Raw genomic sequence first — 21042 nt, 5'->3', positions numbered from 1 at the left:
GCGTCAGGCGGCTAGGCCGCTGATTTCGCACCTGCTAAACGACCCCCACAAGCAGGCGACAGTGGGGAGACACGCCATGCGCATCGGGCTTTATCCGGGCACCTTCGACCCGGTGACCAACGGCCATACCGACATCATCAAGCGCGCGCTGAAGCTTGTCGACCGCGTCGTGATCGGCGTGGCGCAGAACGACGACAAGGGCCCGCTGTTCACGACCGACGAACGGGTCGAGATGGTGCGGGCCGAGGTGGCGGGGCTGGGCGGCGACATCGTCGTGCGGCCCTTTTCGACCCTGCTGATGCATTTCGCCGAGGCGGTGGAGGCCAGCGTCATCATCCGGGGTTTGCGCGCGGTGGCGGACTTCGAATACGAGTTCCAGATGACGGCCATGAACCAGCGCCTCAATCAGGACATCGAGACGGTATTCCTGATGGCCGATCCGCGGCATCAGGCCATCGCCTCGCGGCTGGTCAAGGAAATCGCCCGTCTGGACGGGAATATCGACAGCTTCGTCAGCGCCAACGTCGCCGAACAGGTGCGGGCGAAGGTCAAGATCAAGGGATGATCTCGCGTATGGGATTCAAGCTTCTGGCCGCGATGGCGGTTGTTCTGGCCGGCGCCCTTCCGGCGCTGGCGCCGCCGCCGGCGGTCGCCCAGGCCGCGTCCGAATGGCGCACGGTGGCGCCGGAGAACCTGCTGGTCATCGACACCGCCAAGGGCCGCGTGCTGGTGGAGCTGTCGCCCGTGGCCGCGCCAAACCATGTCGAACGCATCCGCACCCTGGCCGACCAGGGCTTTTACGACGGCCTGAAGTTCCATCGCGTCATCCCCAATTTCATGGCCCAGACCGGCGATCCGCAAGGCACGGGGCAGGGCGGCAGCGAACTGCCGGATCTGAAGGCCGAGTTCACCTTCCGACGCGGGGCGGATGCGGGCTTCGCGGCCGTGCCCACGACCGGCGGGACCGTGACGGGTCTGATGGGAACCCTGCCGATCCAGACCCAGCCCGACGCCCAGATGATGGTCACGGCGGACTTCAAGGTGACCGCCGGGGGGCTGTTCTGCACCGGCGTGCTGGGCATGGCGCGCGCGGGCTCGCCCGACAGCGCCAACAGCCAGTTCTTCCTGATGACCGGAGAGCGCGACATCCTGAACGGCCAATACACCGCCTTCGGCCGCGTCCTGTCCGGCCAGGAGGCGCTGCGCGCGCTGAAGGCCGGCTCCGAGGCCGACGACGGCAAGGTGACCGACCCCGACGTCATGACGCGGGTGCGCATGGCCTCGGCGATGCCGGAGGGCGAGCGGCCGACCGTGCGGGTCCAGACGGCGGCCGCGGCGATCGCCCAGGCCGGCAACACGACCAATGTCTGCAGCATCCAGCCGACCGTGGAGGTCCGAGGCGGCTGATCCGCGCGAAGGGGGAAAGATGAAGGCTCTGAAGAGGCTGGCGGCGGCGCTGACGCCGGCTCTGGCGGCGGTGACCGCAGGCGCGACGCCGACGCTGGCCCAGGAAGCGGCTCCGCCTGCGCCCCCGCCCGCGGAATGGCGCGCCGTGGCGCCGGAGAACCTGCTGGTCATCGACACCAGCCGCGGCCGGGTGCTGGTCGAGATGGCGCCGGAGATCGCGCCCGGCCACGTCGAGCGCATCCGCCTGCTGGCCTCGCGCGGCTTCTACGACAACCTGGCCTGGCACCGGGTCATCGACTGGTTCATGGCCCAGACCGGCGATCCCCTGGGCACCGGCGACGGCCAGAGCTGGTATCCCGACCTGAAGGCGGAGTTCACCTTCCGCCGCGGCCCGGACATGGCGTTCACGCCGGTGTCGGCGCCGGCGGGCTCCCTGCGCGGCTTTATCGGATCGGTTCCGGTCGAGACCCAGCCCGACGCCCTGATGGCCGGCACGCCCGACCACAAGGTTCACGGCTGGGGCGTCTATTGCCCCGGCGTGGCCGGCATGGCCCGCGACGAGGGCGCCGACACGGCCAACAGCCAGTTCTTCCTGATGCGCCAGCCGTATCCGTCGCTGGACAAGCGCTACACCGTCTGGGGGCGGGTGGTGTCGGGCCTGGAGGTGGTCCGGTCGCTGAAGGCCGGCGGCACGCCCGACGGCATCGTGCCCGATCCGGACCGGATGACGCGGGTGCGCGTCGCGTCCGACCTGCCGCAGGGCGAACGCCCGTCCGTCACGGTCCTCAACACCGCCTCGCCGACGTTCCAGACGTTGGCGCAGCGCGCGCGTCAGGCGCGCGGTGCGGACTTTTCCATCTGCGACATCGACCTGCCCGTTCAGGTCACGCCGGCGTCGACGGCGCCGAGCCCCTAGAGCGTCCCCGTCGGCGGCGGCGACGCCCCGCCGGCTTCCTGGCCTCGCGCATCATCTGCAGCAGCAGGCCCTCGCGCAGGCCGCGGTCGGCGACGCGAACCCGTTCCGACGGCCAAGCGCGCTGGACCGCCTCCAGGATGGCCGCGCCCGCCAGCACCAGGTCGGCGCGGTCGGGTCCGATGCAGGCCTCGCGCGCCCGGCCCGAAGGCCCCAGCGCCTTCAGATGGTCCGCCGCCGCCTCGCAGTCGGCGCGGGTCATCCACAGGCCGTCGACCCGATCGCGGTTGTAGCGCGGCAGTTTCAGGTGGATGCCCGCCAGGCTGGTGATCGCGCCCGAGGTGCCGACCAGATGGCCCCGGTCCTGGGCGAAGAGGTCCCGCAGCTCGTCCTGGCGGACGCCGCCGGCGGCGATGGCGGCGCCCATGTCGGCGACCATGGCCTCGTACCACGCCTCGCCCGAGTTCGGCGGTTCCGGGTGACGTTCGGCCAGGGTGACCACCCCCAGCGGGGCGGACATCCAGGCGACGGTGTCGTAGCGTTCGCCGCTCTTGCGCAGCCAGGACATCTCGGTCGACCCGCCGCCGACGTCGATGACCAGGGCGGCCTGCGCCGCCGGATCGATCAGGTTGACGCAGCCCTCGACCGACAGGCGGGCCTCTTCGGACGGATCGATGATCCGCAGGTTCAGGCCGGCGCCCTGGCGCACCCGCTCCACGAAGGCCGGGCCGTTCTCGGCGGCGCGGCAGGCCTGGGTCGCGACGGCGCTGAGACGCGCGGCCGGCACCCCCCGGCGCGCCAGCCGCTCGGCGCACAGGGCCAGCGCCTCATAGGCCCGGTCCATGGCGCGTTCGTCCAGCCGCCCCGTTCGCGACAGCCCTTCGCCCAGCCGGACGATGCGGCTGAAACTGTCCACCACCCGAAAGCCGTCGCGCGTCGGGCGCGCGATCAACAGGCGGCAATTGTTGGTCCCCAGATCGAGCGCGCCGTACAGCGGCGCGTCCCGACCCGACGCATCCCGTCCCCGGGAAGGCTGGGACCGCTCGTCGCGCCGTTTGGGCGCGCCGCGGGTCTCCGGCATGGGCCGTATCCAATGTGGGCGGTCCGATGCGGCGCCCGTCCCGCGCAACCTAGCGCGCCGGAATCGTCCGCGCCAAGCCATTCTGTCAGGAAGATGAACGACGCTGTGGGCGTCCGCTTCAGCCGCGGGCGCGTAACAGAAGGGCCATGTCCCTTGTTCACACCGCCCGTTTCAGCATCGGCCAGATCGTTCGTCACCGCGACGACGCCTTTCGCGGCGTGGTGATGGACGTGGATCCGGCCTACGACGGACCCGCCTCGGAGACCGGCGGGATATCGCCCGCCCAGCCCTTCTATCGGGTGTTCGCCACCGGCGAGGACGGCGGCTTTATCGCCTACGCCGCCGAGGACGTGCTGGAGGGCGACGACGCGCGCCTGGCGCCCGCGGACGAAAGGCGCTGGTTCACCATCGACGCCCACGGCCACCATGCGCCGCTGGACATGCGGCTTCACTGACGGTTGGAACCGCCGGTCGGTCGGGCCTATATGCGGACAAAAGAGGAAACGCTCTCCATGTCCGATTTCGAGCACGTCTTCGAAAAGCCGCCGGAAGGCGCCGCCGCCGACTGGACCATTCCGCAGAACTGGTCCGCCTATACCGAGGTCGAACATCAGACCTGGGACACGCTGTACGCCCGCCAGATGAAGATCCTGCCCGGACGCGCGTGCGAGGCCTTTCTGAACGGACTCAAGGCGCTGGACCTGAACGCCGGCGGGATTCCCGATTTCGACGTCATCAATCCCAAGCTCCAGGCCCTGACCGGGTGGACGGTGGTGTGCGTACCCGGCCTGGTGCCCGACGAGGTCTTCTTCGACCACCTGGCCAACCGTCGCTTTGTCTCGGGCCAGTTCATCAGGAAGCCGGACCAGCTGGACTATCTGCAGGAGCCGGACATCTTCCACGACGTCTTCGGCCATGTGCCCATGCTGACCGACCCCGACTTCGCCGCCTATATGGAGGCCTACGGCAAGGGGGGCAGCGGGCGGCGTCGATGGGGATGCTGCCGAACCTGGCGCGGCTTTATTGGTATACGGTCGAGTTCGGCCTGATGAAGGAGGCCGGAGCCCTGCGCATCTACGGCGCCGGCATCGTGTCCTCGGCGACCGAAAGCGTCTTCGCCCTGGACGACCCGTCGCCGAACCGCATCGGCTTCGACCTGGAGCGGGTGATGCGCACCCTGTACCGGATCGACGATTTCCAGCAGGTCTATTTCGTCATCGACGGCCTGGAAGCCCTGAAGAACGAGACGCTGAAGGATTTCGGGCCGGTCTATGAGCGGCTGAAGGGGCAGGACGACATCGCCATCGACGCCGTCCTGCCGACGGATCAGGTCCATACGCGCGGGACCCAGGCCTACGCCGCCAAGGGCGGGCGCTTCGCCGCCTGAATCCTCGACGACAGCAGGCGCGGCTGTGGTCGCCGCGCCTGAATCCTTGACGACAGCGGGCGCGGCGATGTCGCCGCGCCCATCGTTCTTGGCGTCAGGCCGTCACTTCAGCAGGTCGAAGCGGTCCAGGTTCATCACCTTGGTCCAGGCGCGGGCGAAGTCGCGCACGAACTTCTTCTGCGCGTCGGCCGCCGCATAGGCCTCGGCGATGGCGCGCAGCTGGGAGTTGGAGCCGAAGATCAGGTCGGCGCGCGTGCCGGTCCACTTCAGCTCGCCCGAGACCCGGTCGTGGCCCTCGAACACCGTCTCGGTTTCGTCCCTGGCCTTCCAGACGGTGTGCATCTCCAGCAGGTTGACGAAGAAGTCGTTGGTCAGCACGCCCGGCCGGTCGGTGAAGACGCCCAGGGTCGTCCGCCCGTGGGTGGCTCCCAGCGCGCGCAGGCCGCCGACCAGCACCGTCATCTCGGGCGCCGTCAGGGTCAGCAACTGGGCGCGGTCGACCAGCAGCTCCTCCTGGGTCAGGCGGAAGCGGCGGCCGTGATAGTTGCGGAAGCCGTCGTCCAGCGGCTCCAGCACGGCGAAGCTTTCGACGTCGGTGTCCGCCTGGGCGGCGTCGGTGCGGCCGGGGGTGAAGACGACCTCGACCGGATGGCCGGCGTCGATGGCGGCCTTCTCGACCGCCGCCGTGCCGCCCAGCACGATCAGGTCGGCCAGGGACACCGCCTTGCCCCCGTTTGCGCGGGCGTTGAAGGCGGACTGCACGCCTTCCAGCGCCTTCAGCACCCTGGCCAGGGTCTCGGGCTCGTTGGCGGCCCAATCCTTGGAGGCGACAGGCGGATGCGAGCGCCGTTGGCGCCGCCGCGCTTGTCCGAGCCCCGGAAGGTGGAGGCGGAGGCCCAGGCGACGCTGACCAGATCCGCCACCGACAGGCCGGTCGCCAGGATGTCGGTCTTCAGCGCATCGATGTCGCCGGCGTCGATCAGGGCGTGATCCGCCGCCGGGATCGGGTCCTGCCACAGCAGCACCTCGGCCGGCGCCTCTTCGCCCAGGTAGCGGCTGACCGGCCCCATGTCGCGGTGGGTCAGCTTGAACCAGGCGCGGGCGAAGGCGTCGGCGAACTCGGCGGGGTTCTGGTGGAAGCGACGCGAGATCTTCTCGTAGATCGGGTCGACCCTCAGCGCCATGTCCGCCGTCGTCATCATCGGCGGATTGCGCTTGGCGGCGTCATGGGCGTCGGGAACCAGGGTCTGGGCCTCGGGCTCCTTGGGCTGCCACTGGTGCGCGCCGGCGGGGCTCTTGACCAGTTCCCACTCGTGGCCGAACAGGTGTCGAAATAGCTCATGTCCCACTGGGTGGGGGTAGGGGTCCAGGCGCCCTCGATGCCAGAGGTGATGGTGTGTCCGCCCATGCCCGTGCCGTGGGTCGAGTGCCAGCCCAACCCTTGCGCGGCGATATCGGCGCCCTCGGGCTCGGCCCCGATCAGGCGTGCGTCGCCGGCCCCGTGGCATTTGCCGAAGGTGTGGCCGCCCGCGACCAGGGCCACCGTCTCCTCGTCGTTCATGGCCATGCGGCCGAAGGTGTCGCGGATGTCGCGGCCCGAGGCGGCCGGGTCGGGATTGCCGTCCGGTCCTTCGGGATTGACGTAGATCAGGCCCATCTGGACCGCCGCCAGCGGGTTTTCCAGGTCGCGCTCGCCGGAATAGCGGCTGGAGGCGTGCTTGCTGTCGGCCAGCCAGACGTCCTCGGACCCCCAATAGACGTCCTCTTCCGGCTCCCACACGTCCTCGCGCCCGCCGGCGAAGCCGAAGGTCTTGAAGCCCATCGACTCCAGGGCGACGTTGCCGGTCAGGATCATCAGGTCGGCCCAGGAGATGCGGTTGCCGTACTTCTGCTTGATCGGCCACAGCAGGCGGCGCGCCTTGTCCAGGTTGGTGTTGTCCGGCCAGCTGTTCAGCGGCGCGAACCGCTGGGTGCCCGACGAGGAACCGCCGCGCCCGTCGGCGGTGCGATAGGTGCCGGCGCTGTGCCAGGCCATGCGGATGAAGAAGGGGCCGTAATGGCCCCAGTCGGCCGGCCACCACGGCTGGCTGTCGGTCATCAGGGCGGTCAGGTCGGCCTTGATCGCCTTCAGGTCCAGCTTGCGGAACTCGTCGCGGTAATCGAAGTCGGGCCCCATCGGATTGGCGGGGTCGACGTTCTGGTGCAGAACCTTGACGTTCAGGGCGTTGGGCCACCAGTCGCGATTGGTGCGGCCGCGCGATACGGGGGCTTGGCGCCCGCGCCCGTCACTGGGCAACCGCCGGCAGGTTTCTCGTCGCTTCCGTCCATTTCGCTCTCCCAAGGGCTCCGGCGCGCGGAAAGACCCCGACGCCTGTAGGGAGGAACGGTATCAAAGGCCGGGCGATAGTCTAAACGTTATATTCTTTTCGTTGGCATAGGCTAAGCTTATGAGGTCTAGGCGCGCTGGAACGGGTAGAAGCCTCCGCCCAGCCCCAGGATCTGCGTCAGTTCGTCCAGCGCGCCCCGGCTTTCGACCAGCAGCTGCGGGTCCGCCAGGTCGGCGGGGGCCAGCCGGTCGCGGTACCAGGTCGCGCCCCAGACGCTGAGCGCGCCGTGCAGTTCTTCCGTCAGCCGCATTCCGGGATTGGTCGCCGCCAGTTCGGCCTCGGTGAGGACGACGCGCAGGCGCAGGCAGGCGGGGCCGCCGCCGTTCCGCATCGACTGTCGCACATCGACGTATTCGACCCGGCCGATGGGGCCGTTGGAAGCGGCCAGGCCCTGGGCGACCGCATGGCTGCGGGCGTTGTCGCGGGTCTCGGTCGGGCAGATCAGGGTCAGGCGATCCTCGCCCGGAACCTGGATCAGCATCGAGTTGAAGAGATAGGAACCGATCGCGTCGGCCAGCGGCAGGTCGGCGGAGGAGACCTCGACGAAGACCGGCTCGAACCCCTCGGCGGCGCAGCGGATGGCGTCCTGGGTCGCGGCCGTGTCCTGGAACGCCAGGTCGTGGAAGAACAGGGTGTCCAGGGCGCCGACGCAGACCACGTCGTTGTGGAAGGTCCCGCCGTCGATGGCGGCGCGCGACTGCTGGGCCAGGACGACGCCGGACGCGCCGTGACGGCGGGCGACGGCTTCGCAGGCCTCGCGGGTCTGGCGGGCGGGAAAGCGGCCGTCCCACGGCTCATAGGCCTCGCGGCCCCAGACCAGCAGGTTGACGCCCGGCGCCCCATGCTCGGCGCACAGGCGGACGTGGTTGGCGGCGCCCTCGTCGGCCAGATGGGCGACGGACGGCAGGGCGTCGTGGACGGCGAACCGGTCGGCGTTGGGGAACAGGGCGTCCAGCGCCCGCTTGGTCTGCTGATGCTCCAGCGACCGATGCAGGTTGGTGACCAGGTTGGCGGGGGTGAAGTGGACCCGGCCGTCGGCGGCGTCGGCGCTGGGCGTCACCGTCGCGGCGTTGGCGGCCCACATGGGGGAGGCCGAACAGGCGGCGGCGGCGAAGCTGGGCGCGGCTTTCCAGGCGCGCTCCAGCACCTGGGCGTCGGAGCCCCAAAAGCCCAGCGAGCGCAGGAAGGGGATGTTCGGCCGCTCGTGCGGCGGCAGGACGAACTGGGGCAGGCCCAGGTCCGCCAGCGCCTTCATCTTGTCGAGCCCCTGAAGCACCGCCGCGCGCGGATTCGACGCCTCGCCCTTGTTCAGGCTGGAGGCGAGGTTGCCCGGCGACAGGCCGGCGTAGGAGTGCGTCGGCCCGATCAGGCCGTCGGCGTTGGCTTCGACGGCGGGGGTCACCAAATTCTCCCTCCCCTTTATGGGGAGGGTGGCTGAGCGAAGCGAAGCCGGGTGGGGAAGGCCAGGCGATACTCCGCAGGTCCGTTTCGTATCCAGCAGCGCGGCCTTGCCAGGCCGCCCCCACCCCGTCGCTGCGCGACGACCCTCCCCATAAAGGGGAGGGAGAAATCGAGAGCGCCTTCACGCCCTCAGCCCCTTGATCTCGCCCTCGATGTTGGCGACCGTGTCGGCCTCGAAGCTCGCCACCGGATAGGCGCAGTAGTCGGCGGCGTAATAGGCGCTGGGGCGGTGGTTGCCGCTGGCGCCCAGGCCGCCGAAGGGCATGTCGCCGGCGGCGCCCGTGGTCGGGCGGTTGAAGTTGACCACGCCGGCGCGGATGCGGCGGATGAAACGGTCCCAGTTCTTCGGATCGTCGCTGACCAGACCGGCCGATAGCCCATAGCGGGTGGCGTTGGCGGCCTGGATCGCCGCGTCGAAGGTCGGGACGCGGATGACCTGCAGGAAGGGGGCGAACATCTCCTCGTCCAGCACGTTCAGGCCGGTCACGTCGATGATGGCGGGTCGGACGAAGGCGCCGGGCAGGTTGTCGACCGGCCCCGAGGCGCGGATTACCTTGGCGCCCAGGTCGATGCGCTGCTGCAGCGCCTGAAGTGCGGCCTGCGCCGCCTTCTCCGAGATCAGCGGCCCGGCGTAGGGCTCGGGATCGCTGTCCCAAGGGCCAAAGGTCAGGCGGTCGGACAGGGCGGCGACAGCCTCGACGACGGCGTCGCCTTGTGCGCCCTCCGGCACGATCAGGCGGCGCGCGCACGAGCAGCGCTGGCCGGTGGTGATGAAGGCGGACTGGACGACGACGCCGGCGACCGCTTCGGCGTCCTGCGCGTCCCAGACGACCAGCGGATTGTTGCCGCCCAACTCCAGCGCCAGGATGACGTGCGGGTCGTCGGCGAACTTCCTGCGGAAATAAGCGCCCGCCGCGCCCGAGCCGGTGAACATCAGGGCGTCGATGCCGGCGTCCAGCAGGGCCGCGCCGGTTTCGCGCGCGCCCTGGACGACATTGACGACGCCGTGGGGCAGGTCGGCGGCGGCGAAGGCTTCGGCCATGACCTGCCCGACCAGGGGCGTCTCTTCCGACGGCTTGAAGACGACCGTGTCGCCCGCCAGCAGGGCCGGGACGATATGGCCGTTGGGCAGGTGGCCGGGGAAGTTGAACGGGCCCAGCACCGCCGCCACGCCGTGCGGTCGGTGACGCAGGGTCGCGCGGCCGAAGGCGGTGTCGTTGCTGCGTTCACCGGTGCGCTCGTCATAGGCGCGGATGGAGATGTCGACCTTGCCGATCATGGCGGCGGCTTCGGTCCTGGTCTCCCACAGCGGTTTGCCGGTCTCGCGGCTGATGGCCTCGGCGATCTGGGGCGCGCGATCCTTCAGCACGGCCTGATAGCGCTTCACCGCGTCGATCCGGTCCTGGCGCGGACGGTCGGCCCAGTCGGGGAAGGCGGCGCGGGCGGCGTCCACGGCGGCCTGGACCTGGGCCGGGCTGGCGGCCTGGCCCTGCCAGTTGACGGCGCCGGTGGCGGGATCGGTGGAGGTGAAGCTGGTCATGTGAGTTTTTTCCGTTCCGCCGAAGGCGGGTCATCACAACGTGCACAGCGGGATCACAACGAACACAACGAGGGTGGAGCGTGGTGCGACTTCGTTGTGTCCTTTGTGCAAGTCGTTGTGCCCGTTGTGACGAACCTTTCAAGCCGCCGAGCGCGGGACCAAGGGACTGGGTCCCGGCTATCGCCGGGATGGGCCGGAAGGTGCGGGTCATGTCTTCACTCGCACGCTCGCGCCGGCCTTGACCTTGAGCGCGGCCGCCGTCTCGGCGGTCAGGCGCACGGCGTCGCCCTCGATGTCGGCCTTGGCGCGCACGGCGCGGAATCCGGCGACGCTGTCGGTCGAGATCAGGGCGGGCAGTTCGGCCTCGATCTCTGTCGCGATCTCGACGGTCAGGGCGCGGGCGTCGCGAACGGTGCGGATCATGTCGCGCGGGCACGACACGGTCGGCCCCGCGTCGAAGATGTCGACCAGGCCGTTCGGGCGGAAGCCCTCGCTCTCCAGCAGGGCCATGGCGGGCACCCCTTGCGGGTGCACCTTGCCGATCACGGCGCGGGCGGGCTCGGGCAGCAGTTCGACGTAGATCGGGTGGCGCGGGGCCAGGTCCAGGATGAACTGCTTGTCGGTGGAGCCCGTCATCCGGTCGGCGTCGTCGAACTCCATCGGGAAGAATTTGTGCGCCACATGGTCCCAGAAGGGGCAGGCGCCGTCCGGGGTGAAGACGCCGCGCAATTCGGCCAGCACGGTGTCGGCGAACAGGTCCGGCTGGGCGCCGATCAGCATGTAGCGCGACTGGCTGAGCAGGCGACCGGCGCCGCCCTTCCGGCGGTCCGCCTTGAGGAACAGCGAGCCGACCTCGGTCCAGCCCGTGCATTCATTGACCAGCACCAGGGTCTGGTGATCCAGCTTCACCCCCAGCGAGGGCGACTGGACGGTGTGTTGTTGACGACGCGGAACGAGAAGAAGGGCCGCTTCAAGCCCACCGTCGCCTTGACCGAGCCGACGCCGTCGATGTCGGCGGTGGAGGCGTCCTCCAGCATCAGGGTGTACCAGGCCTCCTGCGGGGCGACCTCGCCGCGGAAGCTGGCCTGGCTCAGGTCCAGCCGTTCGGACAGGACGTCGGGATCCTCAGGCAGGCTGGTGAAGCCGGGGCCGGACAGGATGGCCAGCTCCAGCAGGCTGTCGAGATCGGCGGGGCCGGCGGGGCGGACGACGAGCATTCAGAGAGTTCCTTGATCCTCCCCCGTGGAGCGTAGCGCAACGGGGGGGGGACCACGAAGTGGTGGAGGGGGCGGACCAGACGTCGGGCGTCGGAGGCGTGGTCGCCCCCTCCACCACGCTGCGCGCGGTCCTCCTCCCCGCGACGCGGGGGAGGATCGGTCGGCGGCGTTGATCAAGTCAGGGTCTCCATCCGCAGGGACTTCAGCTTGGCCGCGTCGATTTCCCCCGACGCGACCTTGCACAGGATCAGGGCGCTGAGCTGGGCGCGCTCGACGAAGCTGTCGGGCCAGGCGAACTCCTGATCCGAATGAATGTCGCCGCCGCGGACGCCCAGGGTGTCGATGTTGGGCAGGCCGGCGGCGTGCAGATTGTTGCCCTCGCACACCCCGCCCGACGCTTTCCAGGCGATGTCCTGGCCCAGCAGGGCGCCCGCTTGCCTGACCGCCTCGAACAGGGCGGTCTGGGCGGCGTCCATCGGCTTGGGCGGGCGGGTGAAGCCGCCGTGCAGGTCCAGCGTCAATCCCTCGAACGGCGGCGCAGCGGCGATGCGGCGGACCTGGGCGTCGATCCAGTCGGCGGCGGCCCTGTCCGGCACGCGCACGTTGAAGCGGACCACGGCGTTGTCGGCGACGACGTTCAGCGGCCCGCCGCCCGAAATCTTGGCGACATTGACGGTGACGCCCTCGCGCCCGCCGTTCAGCCCGTGCAGTTCGGCGGCGATCATGGCGGCGCCGGCCACCGCGTTGCGCCCCTCGTCGAAGGCGCGGCCGGCGTGGGCGGCCCGGCCCGTGACGATCAGGTGGTAGTTGCCGCTGCCCTTCCTGGCCCCCGCCAGGGTTCCGTCCGCCAGGGCCGGTTCGTAGGTCAGGCCCAGATGGCCGCGTGCGCCCAGTTCGGCCAGCAGCGGCGCCGAGGCGGGCGAGCCGATCTCTTCATCCGGGCTAAGCAGCACGGTCCAGCCGACGCCGTGACGGCCGGGGTGGGTCTCGAACGCCTCCAGCGCCGCCAGCAGCACGCTGATCCCGCCCTTCATGTCGGCCACGCCCGGCCCGTTCAGGGCGCCGTCGGCGCGGGTGCTGACGGTCTGGAAGCCGCTGTCGGCGGCGAAGACCGTGTCGTAGTGGCCGGTCAGCACGACCTGGATCGGCGCGCTGGGCCGGGCGGTGATCTTCAGGGCGTCGGCGTGCGCCTCGGTTCGCACAGAGCCGTCGTCGGCGACGGTGGCGGAGCCTTGGGTGGGGATGCGTTCGACCTGGGCGGGCAGGCGCCGGGCCTCGGCCTCCAGCGCGTCCAGCACGGCGTTCAGCCCGGCGGCGTTGCGGCTGCCCGAGTTGATGTCGGCCCAGTCGATGGTGCGGCCGATGATGGCCTGACGCCGCGCCGCGACATGATCGAGGACGGCTTGGTCGGTCGGAAGGATGCGCATGCGCGGCGAACCTAGACGCCCGCGCCGCAAAGGTGAAGGCGAGCGAAAATCGGCCTCGGGCGGCGGCGTCCCTTCGGCGATCTTGGACGAAACGTGCGCAGCGAGGCGGTCGTGCGGGAATCGCGGGGCGAATGCTAAAGGGCGACGCAGAAGGAGCCGCCGATGACCGTCACCCTGTATCACAATCCCAAGTGCGGCACGTCGCGCAACGCCCTGGCGCTGCTGCGCGACAACGGCGTCGAGCCGGTCGTGGTCGAGTATCTAAAGACCGGATGGGACCGGTCCACGCTGGAACGGCTGGCGACGAAGACCGGCCTGGGCCTGGCCGGCCTGCTGCGGCGCAAGGAGGCCGAGGCCAAGGCGCTGCTGGACGCCCAGGCCGACGACGAGGCCGTCATGGCCGCCGTGTTGGCCAGCCCCGTGCTGATCGAACGCCCGATCGTCGAGGCCGACGAGAGGGCGGCGATCGGGCGTCCGGTCGAGCGGGTGCTCGACGTCCTCTAGCGCCGGTTCGGGCGACGGTCGCGGCGTTCCCCGGCCTCGCGGCTCTCGCGGCGCCAGCGGATCGACAGGCTGGTGTCGCCCTGGCCGCCGAACTGGGACGAGACGGCGATGTTGCGACGCGGCTGCCATTCGACCTTGACCGCCGCCCCGCCTTCGCCGCCGCCGATGACCTCCAGATAGACGTCATCGGTGATGTAGCGCCCGCCGGCCACGGTGACGGCCGAGGCTTCGCCGCCGAAGGACAGTCGGTCCAGGCCGGCCAGTTCGCGCAGGTTGCCGATCACGTCGAAGCCGCCTCCGCCCGCCAGGGCCGCGACGCCCGCCGCCAGCTGGGCGGCCTCGAAGGCCGACAGCTGCGAGGCGGACCGGCCGAACAGCACCTGCGACAGGATTTCGTCCTGAGGCAGCGAGGGGGTCGAGGTCAGGGCGATCTTGGGCTCGGCCGCGGTGCCGGTGACGTCGATCGAGGCGGTCAGGGCCGGGTCCTCGCGCACCGCCGAGAGATCGAGGCGGATCTGCCTGGGATCGGTCGACAGGGTGACGCGGCCGTTCTCGTCGAAGACGAAGCGCTTGCCCGCGAACTCGTAGTCGCCGCGCACCACATTGGCCGCGCCGGTCAGCTGGGGCTGGGCCACCGTGCCGCGCACCCGGGCGTTGACGTCCAGGATCACGTTCAGGCCGCGGCCGGTCACGCGCACCTTGCCGCCGGTCGAGCGCAGGGCGATGTCCAGGCCGATCTGCGGCCCGCGCGACGTCTGTTCGGGCTCGACCGGGTCGCCGCCGGGGCGGTTTGATCTCGACCACGTCCATCGAGACGATGCCGGTCTCGCCGGGCACTTCGGGCTCGATCCGGGCCTCGTCGACATTGATCTGTCCGGTCAGCTGGATGTTGCCGTCCTGGCCGCGCACGATGGTGATCGGGCCCGAGGCGCGAGCCTCGGCGATGTCGTTGTCGATGACGCGGAACCGCCGCAGGTCCAGACGGGCGGTGGAGCCCGAACCCTGGCGCAGGCCGACGCGCCCCTGGCCCGACACCGTGCCGCCCGCGCCGTCGTTGGCCGAGAAGGTCTCGATCACCGCGGTGGTGTCGTCGAAGGCGGTCCGCAGGGTCAGGTCGCCCAGCACCAGGCCGACCGCGTTCTCGCGATAGCTGCCCTGCGCCAGGTCGAAACGGCCGTTGATGCGCGGGGCGTTCAGAGTGCCCGCCAGGGTCGCCTGTCCGTCCACCTGACCCGACAGGCTGCGCTCGCCGCCCAGGAACAGGTCCCAGATGGGCTGGATCTGGCCGTTGATGGAGACCTGGCCCGACATCTCGCGCGTCCGGGCGATGGCCAGGCGCAGCGGCGCGGCCGAGGTCTCGACCGGCAGGACGACGTTGGCCGAGGCGCGCACGGCGCCCTCGTCCACGGCCTGGGCGCGGATGGTCAGGCTGTCGCCGACCAGGGTGGCGTCGACCTGGCCGTCGACCGACAGGCCGCGCGGCGCGTCGATGCTGCGCAGGCCCTGGAGGGTGACGTTGGCCGAGCCCGAAAGGTCGTCGCCGGCGCCGCGCAGCGACAGCCGGCCCGTGGCGCGGCCGCGCAGATCCGGCGAGATGGAGGCCAGGTCGACGCTGGTCAGGTCGGCCTGGATCACGGCCGTGCGGGCGTCCTGGCGCAGGTCCGCCATCAGAACGCCGCCGCCGACGCCCAGATCGATGCGGGTCGAACGGTTGGCTCCGTCCAGGGTGACGGTCGCGGGATTTCGGGTGGTGAAGGCCACTTCGCGGACGCGCCCGCCGCCGCGCAGAGTCAGGGTCTGGGCCTCGCCCCGGCGCGAATAGACGCCCGAGCCGTTGAACTGGACCGGCGTGCCGCCGCCGACGTCCAGCGCCAGGGTGAAGGGCAGGTTGTTCAACGTGCCGCGTCCGTCCAGGTCCAGGGTGCGGATGATGAAGTCCTGGCCGGCCAGGCGGACGTTGCGCCCGCTGACGTCGACGACGGCGCTGTCCGAGCCGCCGCCGTCGGTCAGGCGGATGCGGCCGTTCGCCTCGCCCGACGCCAGGAAGGCGCCGGTGCGCGCGGTGAAGGTCAGGTCGGCGCTGGAGGGGATGTTGTTCGACAGGGCGATCGCGCCCTGGGCGGCGACGCCCCCCGCGTTGATGTCCAGGTCCGACAGGCGGATGCGGTCGCCGCCCAGGAAGAAGTTCCCCTGCGCCCGCGCCGGGCCGTAGTTCGAGCCGCTGGTGACGGTGATGCGGCCGTCCGAGGCGTCGGCCCCCTTGCGGAAGCTCAGGATCAGGTCGGCGTCGGTCAGGGTCAGGGCGCCGGCGGTCACGCTCTGGAAGCCGGCGGTCAGGTCGACGCGTGGCTGGGCCAGGGTGCCGGTCAGGGCGCCGCGCCCGTTCATGTCGCCGCCGATCTCGGCCGGGCCGGCCGCGAACGGGCCGCGCGCGTTCCAGTCCAGCGCCAGCCGCAGACGGCCGGCCGTCTCGATCAGGCCCTTGGCGCCGGCGCGGCCGTTGGCGCCGGTCAGTTCGCCCTTGTCGACCTCGATGCGGCCCTGGTTGAACTTGCCGGCCAGCTGCAGGCGCGGGGTGCGGCCCAGCAGTCGGTCCAGCTCGGACATGCCGACCGTCAGGTCGCGGCCCCGGCCGTCGAAGCTGAGAACCCAGGGCGCGCCGGTGCGGGCCGAGGCGGCGCGGATCGGACCGCCGAAGGATCCCTTGGCGTCCGGCAGGATGCGCGAGGCGTCGGTGATCCGGGCGTCGCCGCGGAAGCTGAGCCCGCCCAGCAGATTGCGCGAGCCCGAGCCGGTCAGGGTCAGCCCCTGGCCCCGAGCGTCGATCTTCTCCAGCAGGATGGCGCCGTCCTTCATCCGCGCCGCCTCCATCTGGACGCGCGGCGCGGCGCCCAGCAGGCCGCCGATGACGCCCTCGCCGGAGCCGCCGTTGGCGCGGACGTCGGCGTCCACGTCCATGCGGCCGTCGCGGACCTGGATGTTGATCGGGCCGGCGATGCGGGTGGCGCGGTAGCTGGCGAGGTTGGCGTTCAGCAGGCTGGCCTGGCCCTGGAGCGTCCAGGTCTGGGCGTCGCCCTTGAACACGCCCGAATAGGCCGTCGGCCCCGCGACGTCCGAGCCGACCAGGCGGCTGAGCGACGGGGTCTCGATCTCCAGGCGCACGCCCTGGGGCGAGCTGCGGTCCGACAGGCGGATCAGGCCCTGCGCCTGGGACATGACATTGTCGGACACCAGCTTCCAGCCCACGCCCTGGAAGCCGTCGTCGTCGGCGTCGGGCACGGTGGCGAAGCCGAAGCGGGCGGTGCGGCCCACCCGCTCGACGAACGGCGCCAGCAGGTCCGAGCCGCTGAAGTCGAAATAGCCCGAGACGCGCGAGCCCTTCTTGCCGAACCGTCCGTCCACCGTCAGAGGCGTGAACTGGCCGGTGCGGACCACGGCGTGGACGACGTCGGCGTTCAGCACGGCGACGGCGGTGAAGGGCTGGTCGGGCGAATAGCCCAGGGCGCCCGCCAAAGGACCGCCCTGCGCCTCGTTGGCGCGCAGGTTCAGGCGGGTGTCCTCCAGCTTGCCGCCGAAGGTCGCCGCCAGACGCAGGAAATCGCCGGGGCGGTTCAGGCTGGCGGCGTTCACGCTGGCGGACTTGGCGCCGCGGCGCGGGATGTCGGCGTCGCCCGACAGGCTCCAGCGGCCGTATTCCTTGGAGAAGCCCTCCATCAGTTCGACATTGGCCGAGAAGCGGTCGATGTCGATGGAAAGGGCCTGGGGACTGGGCGGCTCGCCGCTGGGCGGATCCAGCACGGGCTGGCGGATCAGCCGGATGACGTCGGCGCTGATGTCGGTGGCGTGGAAACGGCGCGTCAGCAGCGGCCAGTAGGACCAGTCCACGCGCACGTTGCGCGCCTCCAGCCAGACGCCGTCGCGGTCGGTGACGGTGACGCGCGACAGAGTGAAGTGGTCGAACAGGTCGCCCTTCAGCCCCTCGACGTTGATGCGGCCGTAGCGGCTGATCTTCTGGCCCTGGACGAAGCCGGCCACCAGCTCGCGCCCGGCGTCCGAAACGATGTACAGCCGGCCGCCGAACAGGGCCGCGGCCACCAGCAGGACCAGGCCGCCCAGCACGCACCCCAGCACCAGCAGGGCCAGTTGCAGGCGCGTGCGGCGCTTCTTCGCCTGCTTCGGCGTTTCGACGACTTCGGGCTCGGGCGGGGAGTGTCGGTCAAAACGCCTGGCCGATGCTGATGTAGATCTGGAAGCCCGGATCGCTCTCGCGCTTGTTCAGCGGCAGGGCGATGTCGGCGCGGATCGGGCCGAAGGGCAGCTTGTAGCGCACGCCCAGGCCGGCGGCGTAGCGCATGTTGCTGAGGTTCGGCGTCTCCTGGAAGCCGACGGCGCCGCCGTCGACGAAGGCCACGCCCTGGAATTCGCCGAACAGCGTGCGCCGGACCTCCAGCGAGGTCTCGAACAGGCTGAGGCCGCCGCGCGGGGTGTTGTCGGGCAGGCGCGGGCCGACGCCCTGGTATTCGTAGCCGCGCACCGAACCGCCGCCGCCGGCGTAGAACAGGCGGTCGGACGGAACGGTCAGCTCCTCGCCGCCGATGATGCTGCCGATCTTGACCCGGCCGGCCAGGACGGTGCGGGCGTCGTCCTGGAGAGGCAGGTAGGCGGTCGCCTGACCCTCGCTGCGCAGGAACAGCACCGTGTCCTCGCCCGCGACCGCCGTGGGCTGGACCGAGGCGGTCAGGCGGAATCCGGACGTGGGATCCAGCGGATCGTTGGACCGGTCCATGTAGAAGCCGCCGCGGCCCGTCACGATGGCCAGGTCGCGGTTCAGGGTGAGCGGCGTCTGGGTCACGGGGTCGTAGCGGCGCTCGTCGTAGTGGCCGACGTCCAGCCCCAGGCCGTAGCTGTACCAGGACGACTTGCCCACGCGCTGGCGGATGTCGGCGTAGAGGACGCCCGCGAAGCGGCTGTAGGCGTCGGTGTCCTCGTTGACCAGGGCGGCGCCCAGGGCCAGCGTCCGGGCCGGCCGCCGCCAGTGGGGCAGCTTGAGGTCGACGCCCAGCCGGCTGTCGACGTCCGCCAGGCGCGCCTGGAAGGCCAGGGTGTCGGCGCGGCCGAAGCGGTTGTAGTAGGTCCACAGACCTTCGATGGCGGATCCCCCCGTGCTGGAGGCCGCGCGGCCGGTCGTGACCGTGGCCTGGGCGGTGGACAGGGTCACGCCCGCCTCCTGGACCCAGCGGGGGCGGTCGGTCAGGGCGACCAGGATCGGGCGAAGACCGTCGTCGGTGGTCTGGTCCAGCGGCGACAGGGCCACCGTCACGCCGTCATAGACGCCGGTGTCCAGCAGGCGACGCTCCAGCTCCGCCACCTGCTCCGGGTCGTAGCGGTCGCCCTGGGTCCAGGGCGCCAGGCCGGCGACCCATTCGGGGTTCGTGCGCCCCCCCGTGCGCAGCCGCACGCCGTCCAGCCGGACCAGCCGGCCGGAATTGATCCGGTATTCGGGCGCCACGGTGAAGGTCGCGTGGTCGACCACCACGCGGCGCGGCTCGGCCTTGGCGTCGGCGTAGCCGTCGCGGCTCAGTCGCGCCACCAGCCGCCCTTCGCCCGCGATCACGTCGACCGCGCGGCCCGGATCGCCGGCCTCCAGGTCGATGGCGGCCTTGGCGGCGGCGGCGGATTGGGCGTCGGGCGCCGGGTCGATCCAGGCGATGGTCGGGTCGGTCAGCAGGAAACGGCGGCCGGGATCGACCGAGACGATGGCGACGGGCGCGTCGTCGCCTTCCACCACGTCTTCGAGCACCGACTGGTAATAGCCTTCCGAGCGCAGCAGGGCCTCGGCCGACTCCGTGGCCGAGCGGGCGTTGCGCCGCGCCTCGAACCGGCTTTCGGGCGCGTCGTCGACCTCGCCGACCGCGCGCTCCAGCATCTCGCGGAGGTCGGAATCGATATCGCCGCGAATTTGGGCGCGGGGCGCGGCCGAGGCGTCCGAAGCGGCCGCCGCTGCGGCGAGGGCGGCGACGATGAGGGCAGGCCTGAAGCTCAAGCGGGAACCTTGGTCAAAGCGCGGGACGGGCCGCGAACGGGCGGGGCGGGGCCGCAACCGTGCGGCCGCCCGGGGCGGATCAATAGAAGAGCGTCTCGCTCTCGGGCTGGACCGTCTGCTCTGACGAGCGTTCCTCCGGCGGCAGGGTGTCGACCGGCGGCGCGGTGGGCGCGGGGTCCTGGACGTCGGGGGCGACGACGGGCGCGGCGGCGTCCTCGGCCGAGGGGGCGACCTCCAGCGGCGGCGCGGCCTCGGGGGCTTCGGCGGCGTCCTGGCGATAGTCGTCGCAGCCCGCCAACGACAGCGCGCCGAGCGCGGCGGCGAGAACGAGAGTTGAGCGTATCATCAGAAATTCCCCGGCTTTCCGGCTTGCAACGCTTCGGCGGCGTCGCTGTTCCATAGCGTCGAACCGTGTCGAGGTCATCCCGGAACGGACCATGCGGCCAGGGCCTGGGGCAGCGAAAGGTCGGCCCCGGCGGCCTGGGCGGCGGGCGGGACGCCGTCGAAGCGGGGCGCCGGGGCCGGCAGGCCGTCCTGGAAGGTTCGTCTGGCCCGGTTGTGCGGATGGTCCGGCGCCTCCGCCAAGCTCAGCACCGGGGTGACGCAGGCCTCGGTCCCGGAGAAGAGGCTCGCCCAGGCGTCGCGGTCGCGGGTCAGGAAGGCGGCCTCGAACCGCGCGGCCAGGGCGGGCCAGGCGGCGACGTCGTGCTGGGGCGCCTCGGCCGGGTCGATCGCAAGTCCGGCCAGCAGGGCGGCGTAGAAGCGGGGCTCCAGCGCGCCGACGGCCACGAAGCCGCCGTCGCGGCAGGCGTAGCAGCGGTAGAAGGGCGCGCCGCCGTCCAGCAGGTTTACGCCACGCCGATCGCTCCACAGGCCCTGGGCGCGCAGGGCGTGGAACAGGCCGCCCAGCAGGGCCGAGCCGTCGGTCATGGCGGCGTCGACGACGCGGCCCCGACCGGTGGCGCGCGCCTCGACCAGGGCGGCCAGGACGCCGACGACCAGCAGCATGGCCCCGCCGCCATAGTCGCCGACCAGGTTCAGCGGCGGCGCCGGCGGCCGGTCGCCCGGCCCCATGGCGTGCAGCACGCCGCTGAGGCCGATGTAGTTCAGGTCGTGGCCGACCTGATCCGCCAGCGGCCCCTGCTGGCCCCAGCCGGTGACGCGGCCGAAGACCAGGCGGGGGTTGGCGGCCTGCAGCGCCTCGGGGCCGTAGCCCAGCCGCTCCATCACGCCGGGGCGGAAGCCTTCGATCACGCATCGGCCGAGGCGGCCAGGGCCAGGACGCCGTCGCGGTCCGCCGCGGATTTCAGGTCGACCGGAACCGCCGAACGGCCGCGGTGCAGGACCGCCCCGCCCACCTGGTCGAACACCGCCGGCCCGGCCGAGGCCGAACGGGTCAGGCGCAGCACCTCGGCGCCCAGGTCGGCCAGCATCATGCCGGCGAAGGTGACGGGGCCCAGACCGTCGAATTCCAGGATGCGCAGGCCGGCGAGGGGTTGCATCCCGTTTGACTACCGACCGGCGGCCTTGACCGGAAGGGCGGATTGCAACAGAAGGCGCCCTTCGGCCGTTTCGGCCCGCCGGCGCGTCCCTAGCTCAGCTGGTTAGAGCACCTGACTTTTAATCAGGGGGTCCTGGGTTCGAGTCCCAGGGGACGTACCATTCCTCCCGTCAT

11 protein-coding genes, 1 tRNA gene and 5 pseudogenes are annotated in these 21042 nt (G+C 71.1%); 7 read left to right on the top strand and 10 right to left on the bottom strand.

Annotation, left to right across the window (positions count from 1 at the left end; translation table 11 throughout):
• Positions 1 to 76 precede the first annotated feature (76 nt).
• Genes coaD through MU852_RS05110 form a run of 3 tightly spaced genes read left to right on the top strand, consistent with a single transcriptional unit; the run spans position 77 to position 2323 of the window.
• Positions 77 to 565 (top strand): pantetheine-phosphate adenylyltransferase, encoded by a 489-nt coding sequence (gene coaD / locus MU852_RS05120; protein ID WP_249751285.1) that lies wholly within the window; start codon positions 77 to 79, stop codon positions 563 to 565.
• Positions 562 to 1407 (top strand): peptidylprolyl isomerase, encoded by an 846-nt coding sequence (locus tag MU852_RS05115; RefSeq protein WP_283843789.1) that lies wholly within the window; start codon positions 562 to 564, stop codon positions 1405 to 1407. Before coaD ends, MU852_RS05115 begins: the two co-directional genes overlap by 4 nt.
• 19 nt (positions 1408 to 1426) lie before the next feature.
• Positions 1427 to 2323, top strand: a complete 897-nt coding sequence (locus tag MU852_RS05110; protein WP_249751284.1) for a peptidylprolyl isomerase — start codon at positions 1427 to 1429, stop codon at positions 2321 to 2323.
• Here MU852_RS05110 and MU852_RS05105 read toward each other — a convergent pair.
• Positions 2292 to 3401, bottom strand: coding sequence for a Ppx/GppA phosphatase family protein (locus MU852_RS05105; RefSeq protein ID WP_249751283.1), 1110 nt, complete (start codon positions 3399 to 3401; stop codon positions 2292 to 2294). The two genes, MU852_RS05110 and MU852_RS05105, sit on opposite strands and share 32 nt — an antisense overlap.
• A gap of 146 nt (positions 3402 to 3547) precedes the next feature.
• On the opposite strand from MU852_RS05105, the gene hspQ reads away from it, so the two are divergent.
• Complete coding sequence (gene hspQ, locus MU852_RS05100) at positions 3548 to 3856, top strand: heat shock protein HspQ (RefSeq protein ID WP_249751282.1); 309 nt, start codon at positions 3548 to 3550, stop codon at positions 3854 to 3856.
• A 57-nt stretch (positions 3857 to 3913) separates the two neighbouring features.
• Positions 3914 to 4788: pseudogene (gene phhA, locus MU852_RS05095) on the top strand (phenylalanine 4-monooxygenase).
• Between the two features lie 102 nt (positions 4789 to 4890).
• Here the strand turns inward: phhA and katG are convergent.
• The 5 genes and pseudogenes from katG to MU852_RS05070 form a co-directional block, all read right to left on the bottom strand.
• Positions 4891 to 7116: pseudogene (gene katG, locus MU852_RS05090) on the bottom strand (catalase/peroxidase HPI).
• A 126-nt stretch (positions 7117 to 7242) separates the two neighbouring features.
• A complete protein-coding gene (astB, locus tag MU852_RS05085) occupies positions 7243 to 8577 on the bottom strand; it encodes an N-succinylarginine dihydrolase (protein WP_249751281.1) in 1335 nt (444 codons plus the stop codon).
• A 180-nt stretch (positions 8578 to 8757) separates the two neighbouring features.
• Positions 8758 to 10176, bottom strand: coding sequence for a succinylglutamate-semialdehyde dehydrogenase (astD, locus tag MU852_RS05080; protein ID WP_249751280.1), 1419 nt, complete (start codon positions 10174 to 10176; stop codon positions 8758 to 8760).
• Positions 10177 to 10383: 207 nt separating this feature from the next.
• Positions 10384 to 11393 (bottom strand): annotated as a pseudogene (locus MU852_RS05075) (arginine N-succinyltransferase).
• A 173-nt stretch (positions 11394 to 11566) separates the two neighbouring features.
• Complete coding sequence (locus tag MU852_RS05070) at positions 11567 to 12820, bottom strand: hydrolase (RefSeq protein WP_249751279.1); 1254 nt, start codon at positions 12818 to 12820, stop codon at positions 11567 to 11569.
• A 162-nt stretch (positions 12821 to 12982) separates the two neighbouring features.
• Between MU852_RS05070 and arsC the strand changes: the two genes are divergently transcribed.
• Positions 12983 to 13324, top strand: coding sequence for an arsenate reductase (glutaredoxin) (gene arsC / locus MU852_RS05065; protein WP_249751278.1), 342 nt, complete (start codon positions 12983 to 12985; stop codon positions 13322 to 13324).
• On the opposite strand, the pseudogene MU852_RS05060 reads toward arsC, so the two are convergent.
• From MU852_RS05060 to MU852_RS05045, 4 genes and pseudogenes are all read right to left on the bottom strand, one after another.
• Positions 13321 to 14635, bottom strand: a pseudogene (locus tag MU852_RS05060) (translocation/assembly module TamB domain-containing protein). The gene arsC and the pseudogene MU852_RS05060 overlap by 4 nt on opposite strands.
• Before the next feature lie 2905 nt (positions 14636 to 17540).
• Positions 17541 to 19367, bottom strand: a complete 1827-nt coding sequence (locus MU852_RS05055) for an autotransporter assembly complex protein TamA (protein WP_249751277.1) — start codon at positions 19365 to 19367, stop codon at positions 17541 to 17543.
• Between the two features lie 79 nt (positions 19368 to 19446).
• Positions 19447 to 19713: a hypothetical protein gene (locus tag MU852_RS05050; protein WP_249751276.1), complete on the bottom strand. Its 267-nt coding sequence runs from the start codon at positions 19711 to 19713 to the stop codon at positions 19447 to 19449.
• Positions 19714 to 19787: 74 nt separating this feature from the next.
• Positions 19788 to 20800: pseudogene (locus MU852_RS05045) on the bottom strand (CaiB/BaiF CoA transferase family protein).
• Between the two features lie 152 nt (positions 20801 to 20952).
• Between MU852_RS05045 and MU852_RS05040 the strand changes: the two are divergent.
• Positions 20953 to 21029 (top strand) — tRNA-Lys (locus MU852_RS05040).
• Positions 21030 to 21042: the final 13 nt, after the last annotated feature.

Origin of the sequence: Brevundimonas albigilva (assembly GCF_023503965.1) — a bacterium.
GTDB classification, from domain to species: domain Bacteria; phylum Pseudomonadota; class Alphaproteobacteria; order Caulobacterales; family Caulobacteraceae; genus Brevundimonas; species Brevundimonas albigilva.
Note: the sequence above shows the minus strand (reverse complement) of the source record. Positions and strands in the feature narration are given on the sequence as shown.

Bases quoted from the DNA above. Each gene is read 5' to 3' on its own strand.
- coaD (WP_249751285.1), top strand. From the start codon at position 77: ATGCGCATCGGGCTTTATCCGGGCACCTTCGACCCGGTGACCAACGGC.
- MU852_RS05115 (WP_283843789.1), top strand. From the start codon at position 562: ATGATCTCGCGTATGGGATTCAAGCTTCTGGCCGCGATGGCGGTTGTT.
- MU852_RS05110 (WP_249751284.1), top strand. From the start codon at position 1,427: ATGAAGGCTCTGAAGAGGCTGGCGGCGGCGCTGACGCCGGCTCTGGCG.
- MU852_RS05105 (WP_249751283.1), bottom strand. From the start codon at position 3,401: ATGCCGGAGACCCGCGGCGCGCCCAAACGGCGCGACGAGCGGTCCCAG.
- hspQ (WP_249751282.1), top strand. From the start codon at position 3,548: ATGTCCCTTGTTCACACCGCCCGTTTCAGCATCGGCCAGATCGTTCGT.
- astD (WP_249751280.1), bottom strand. From the start codon at position 10,176: ATGACCAGCTTCACCTCCACCGATCCCGCCACCGGCGCCGTCAACTGG.
- MU852_RS05070 (WP_249751279.1), bottom strand. From the start codon at position 12,820: ATGCGCATCCTTCCGACCGACCAAGCCGTCCTCGATCATGTCGCGGCG.
- arsC (WP_249751278.1), top strand. From the start codon at position 12,983: ATGACCGTCACCCTGTATCACAATCCCAAGTGCGGCACGTCGCGCAAC.
- MU852_RS05050 (WP_249751276.1), bottom strand. From the start codon at position 19,713: ATGATACGCTCAACTCTCGTTCTCGCCGCCGCGCTCGGCGCGCTGTCG.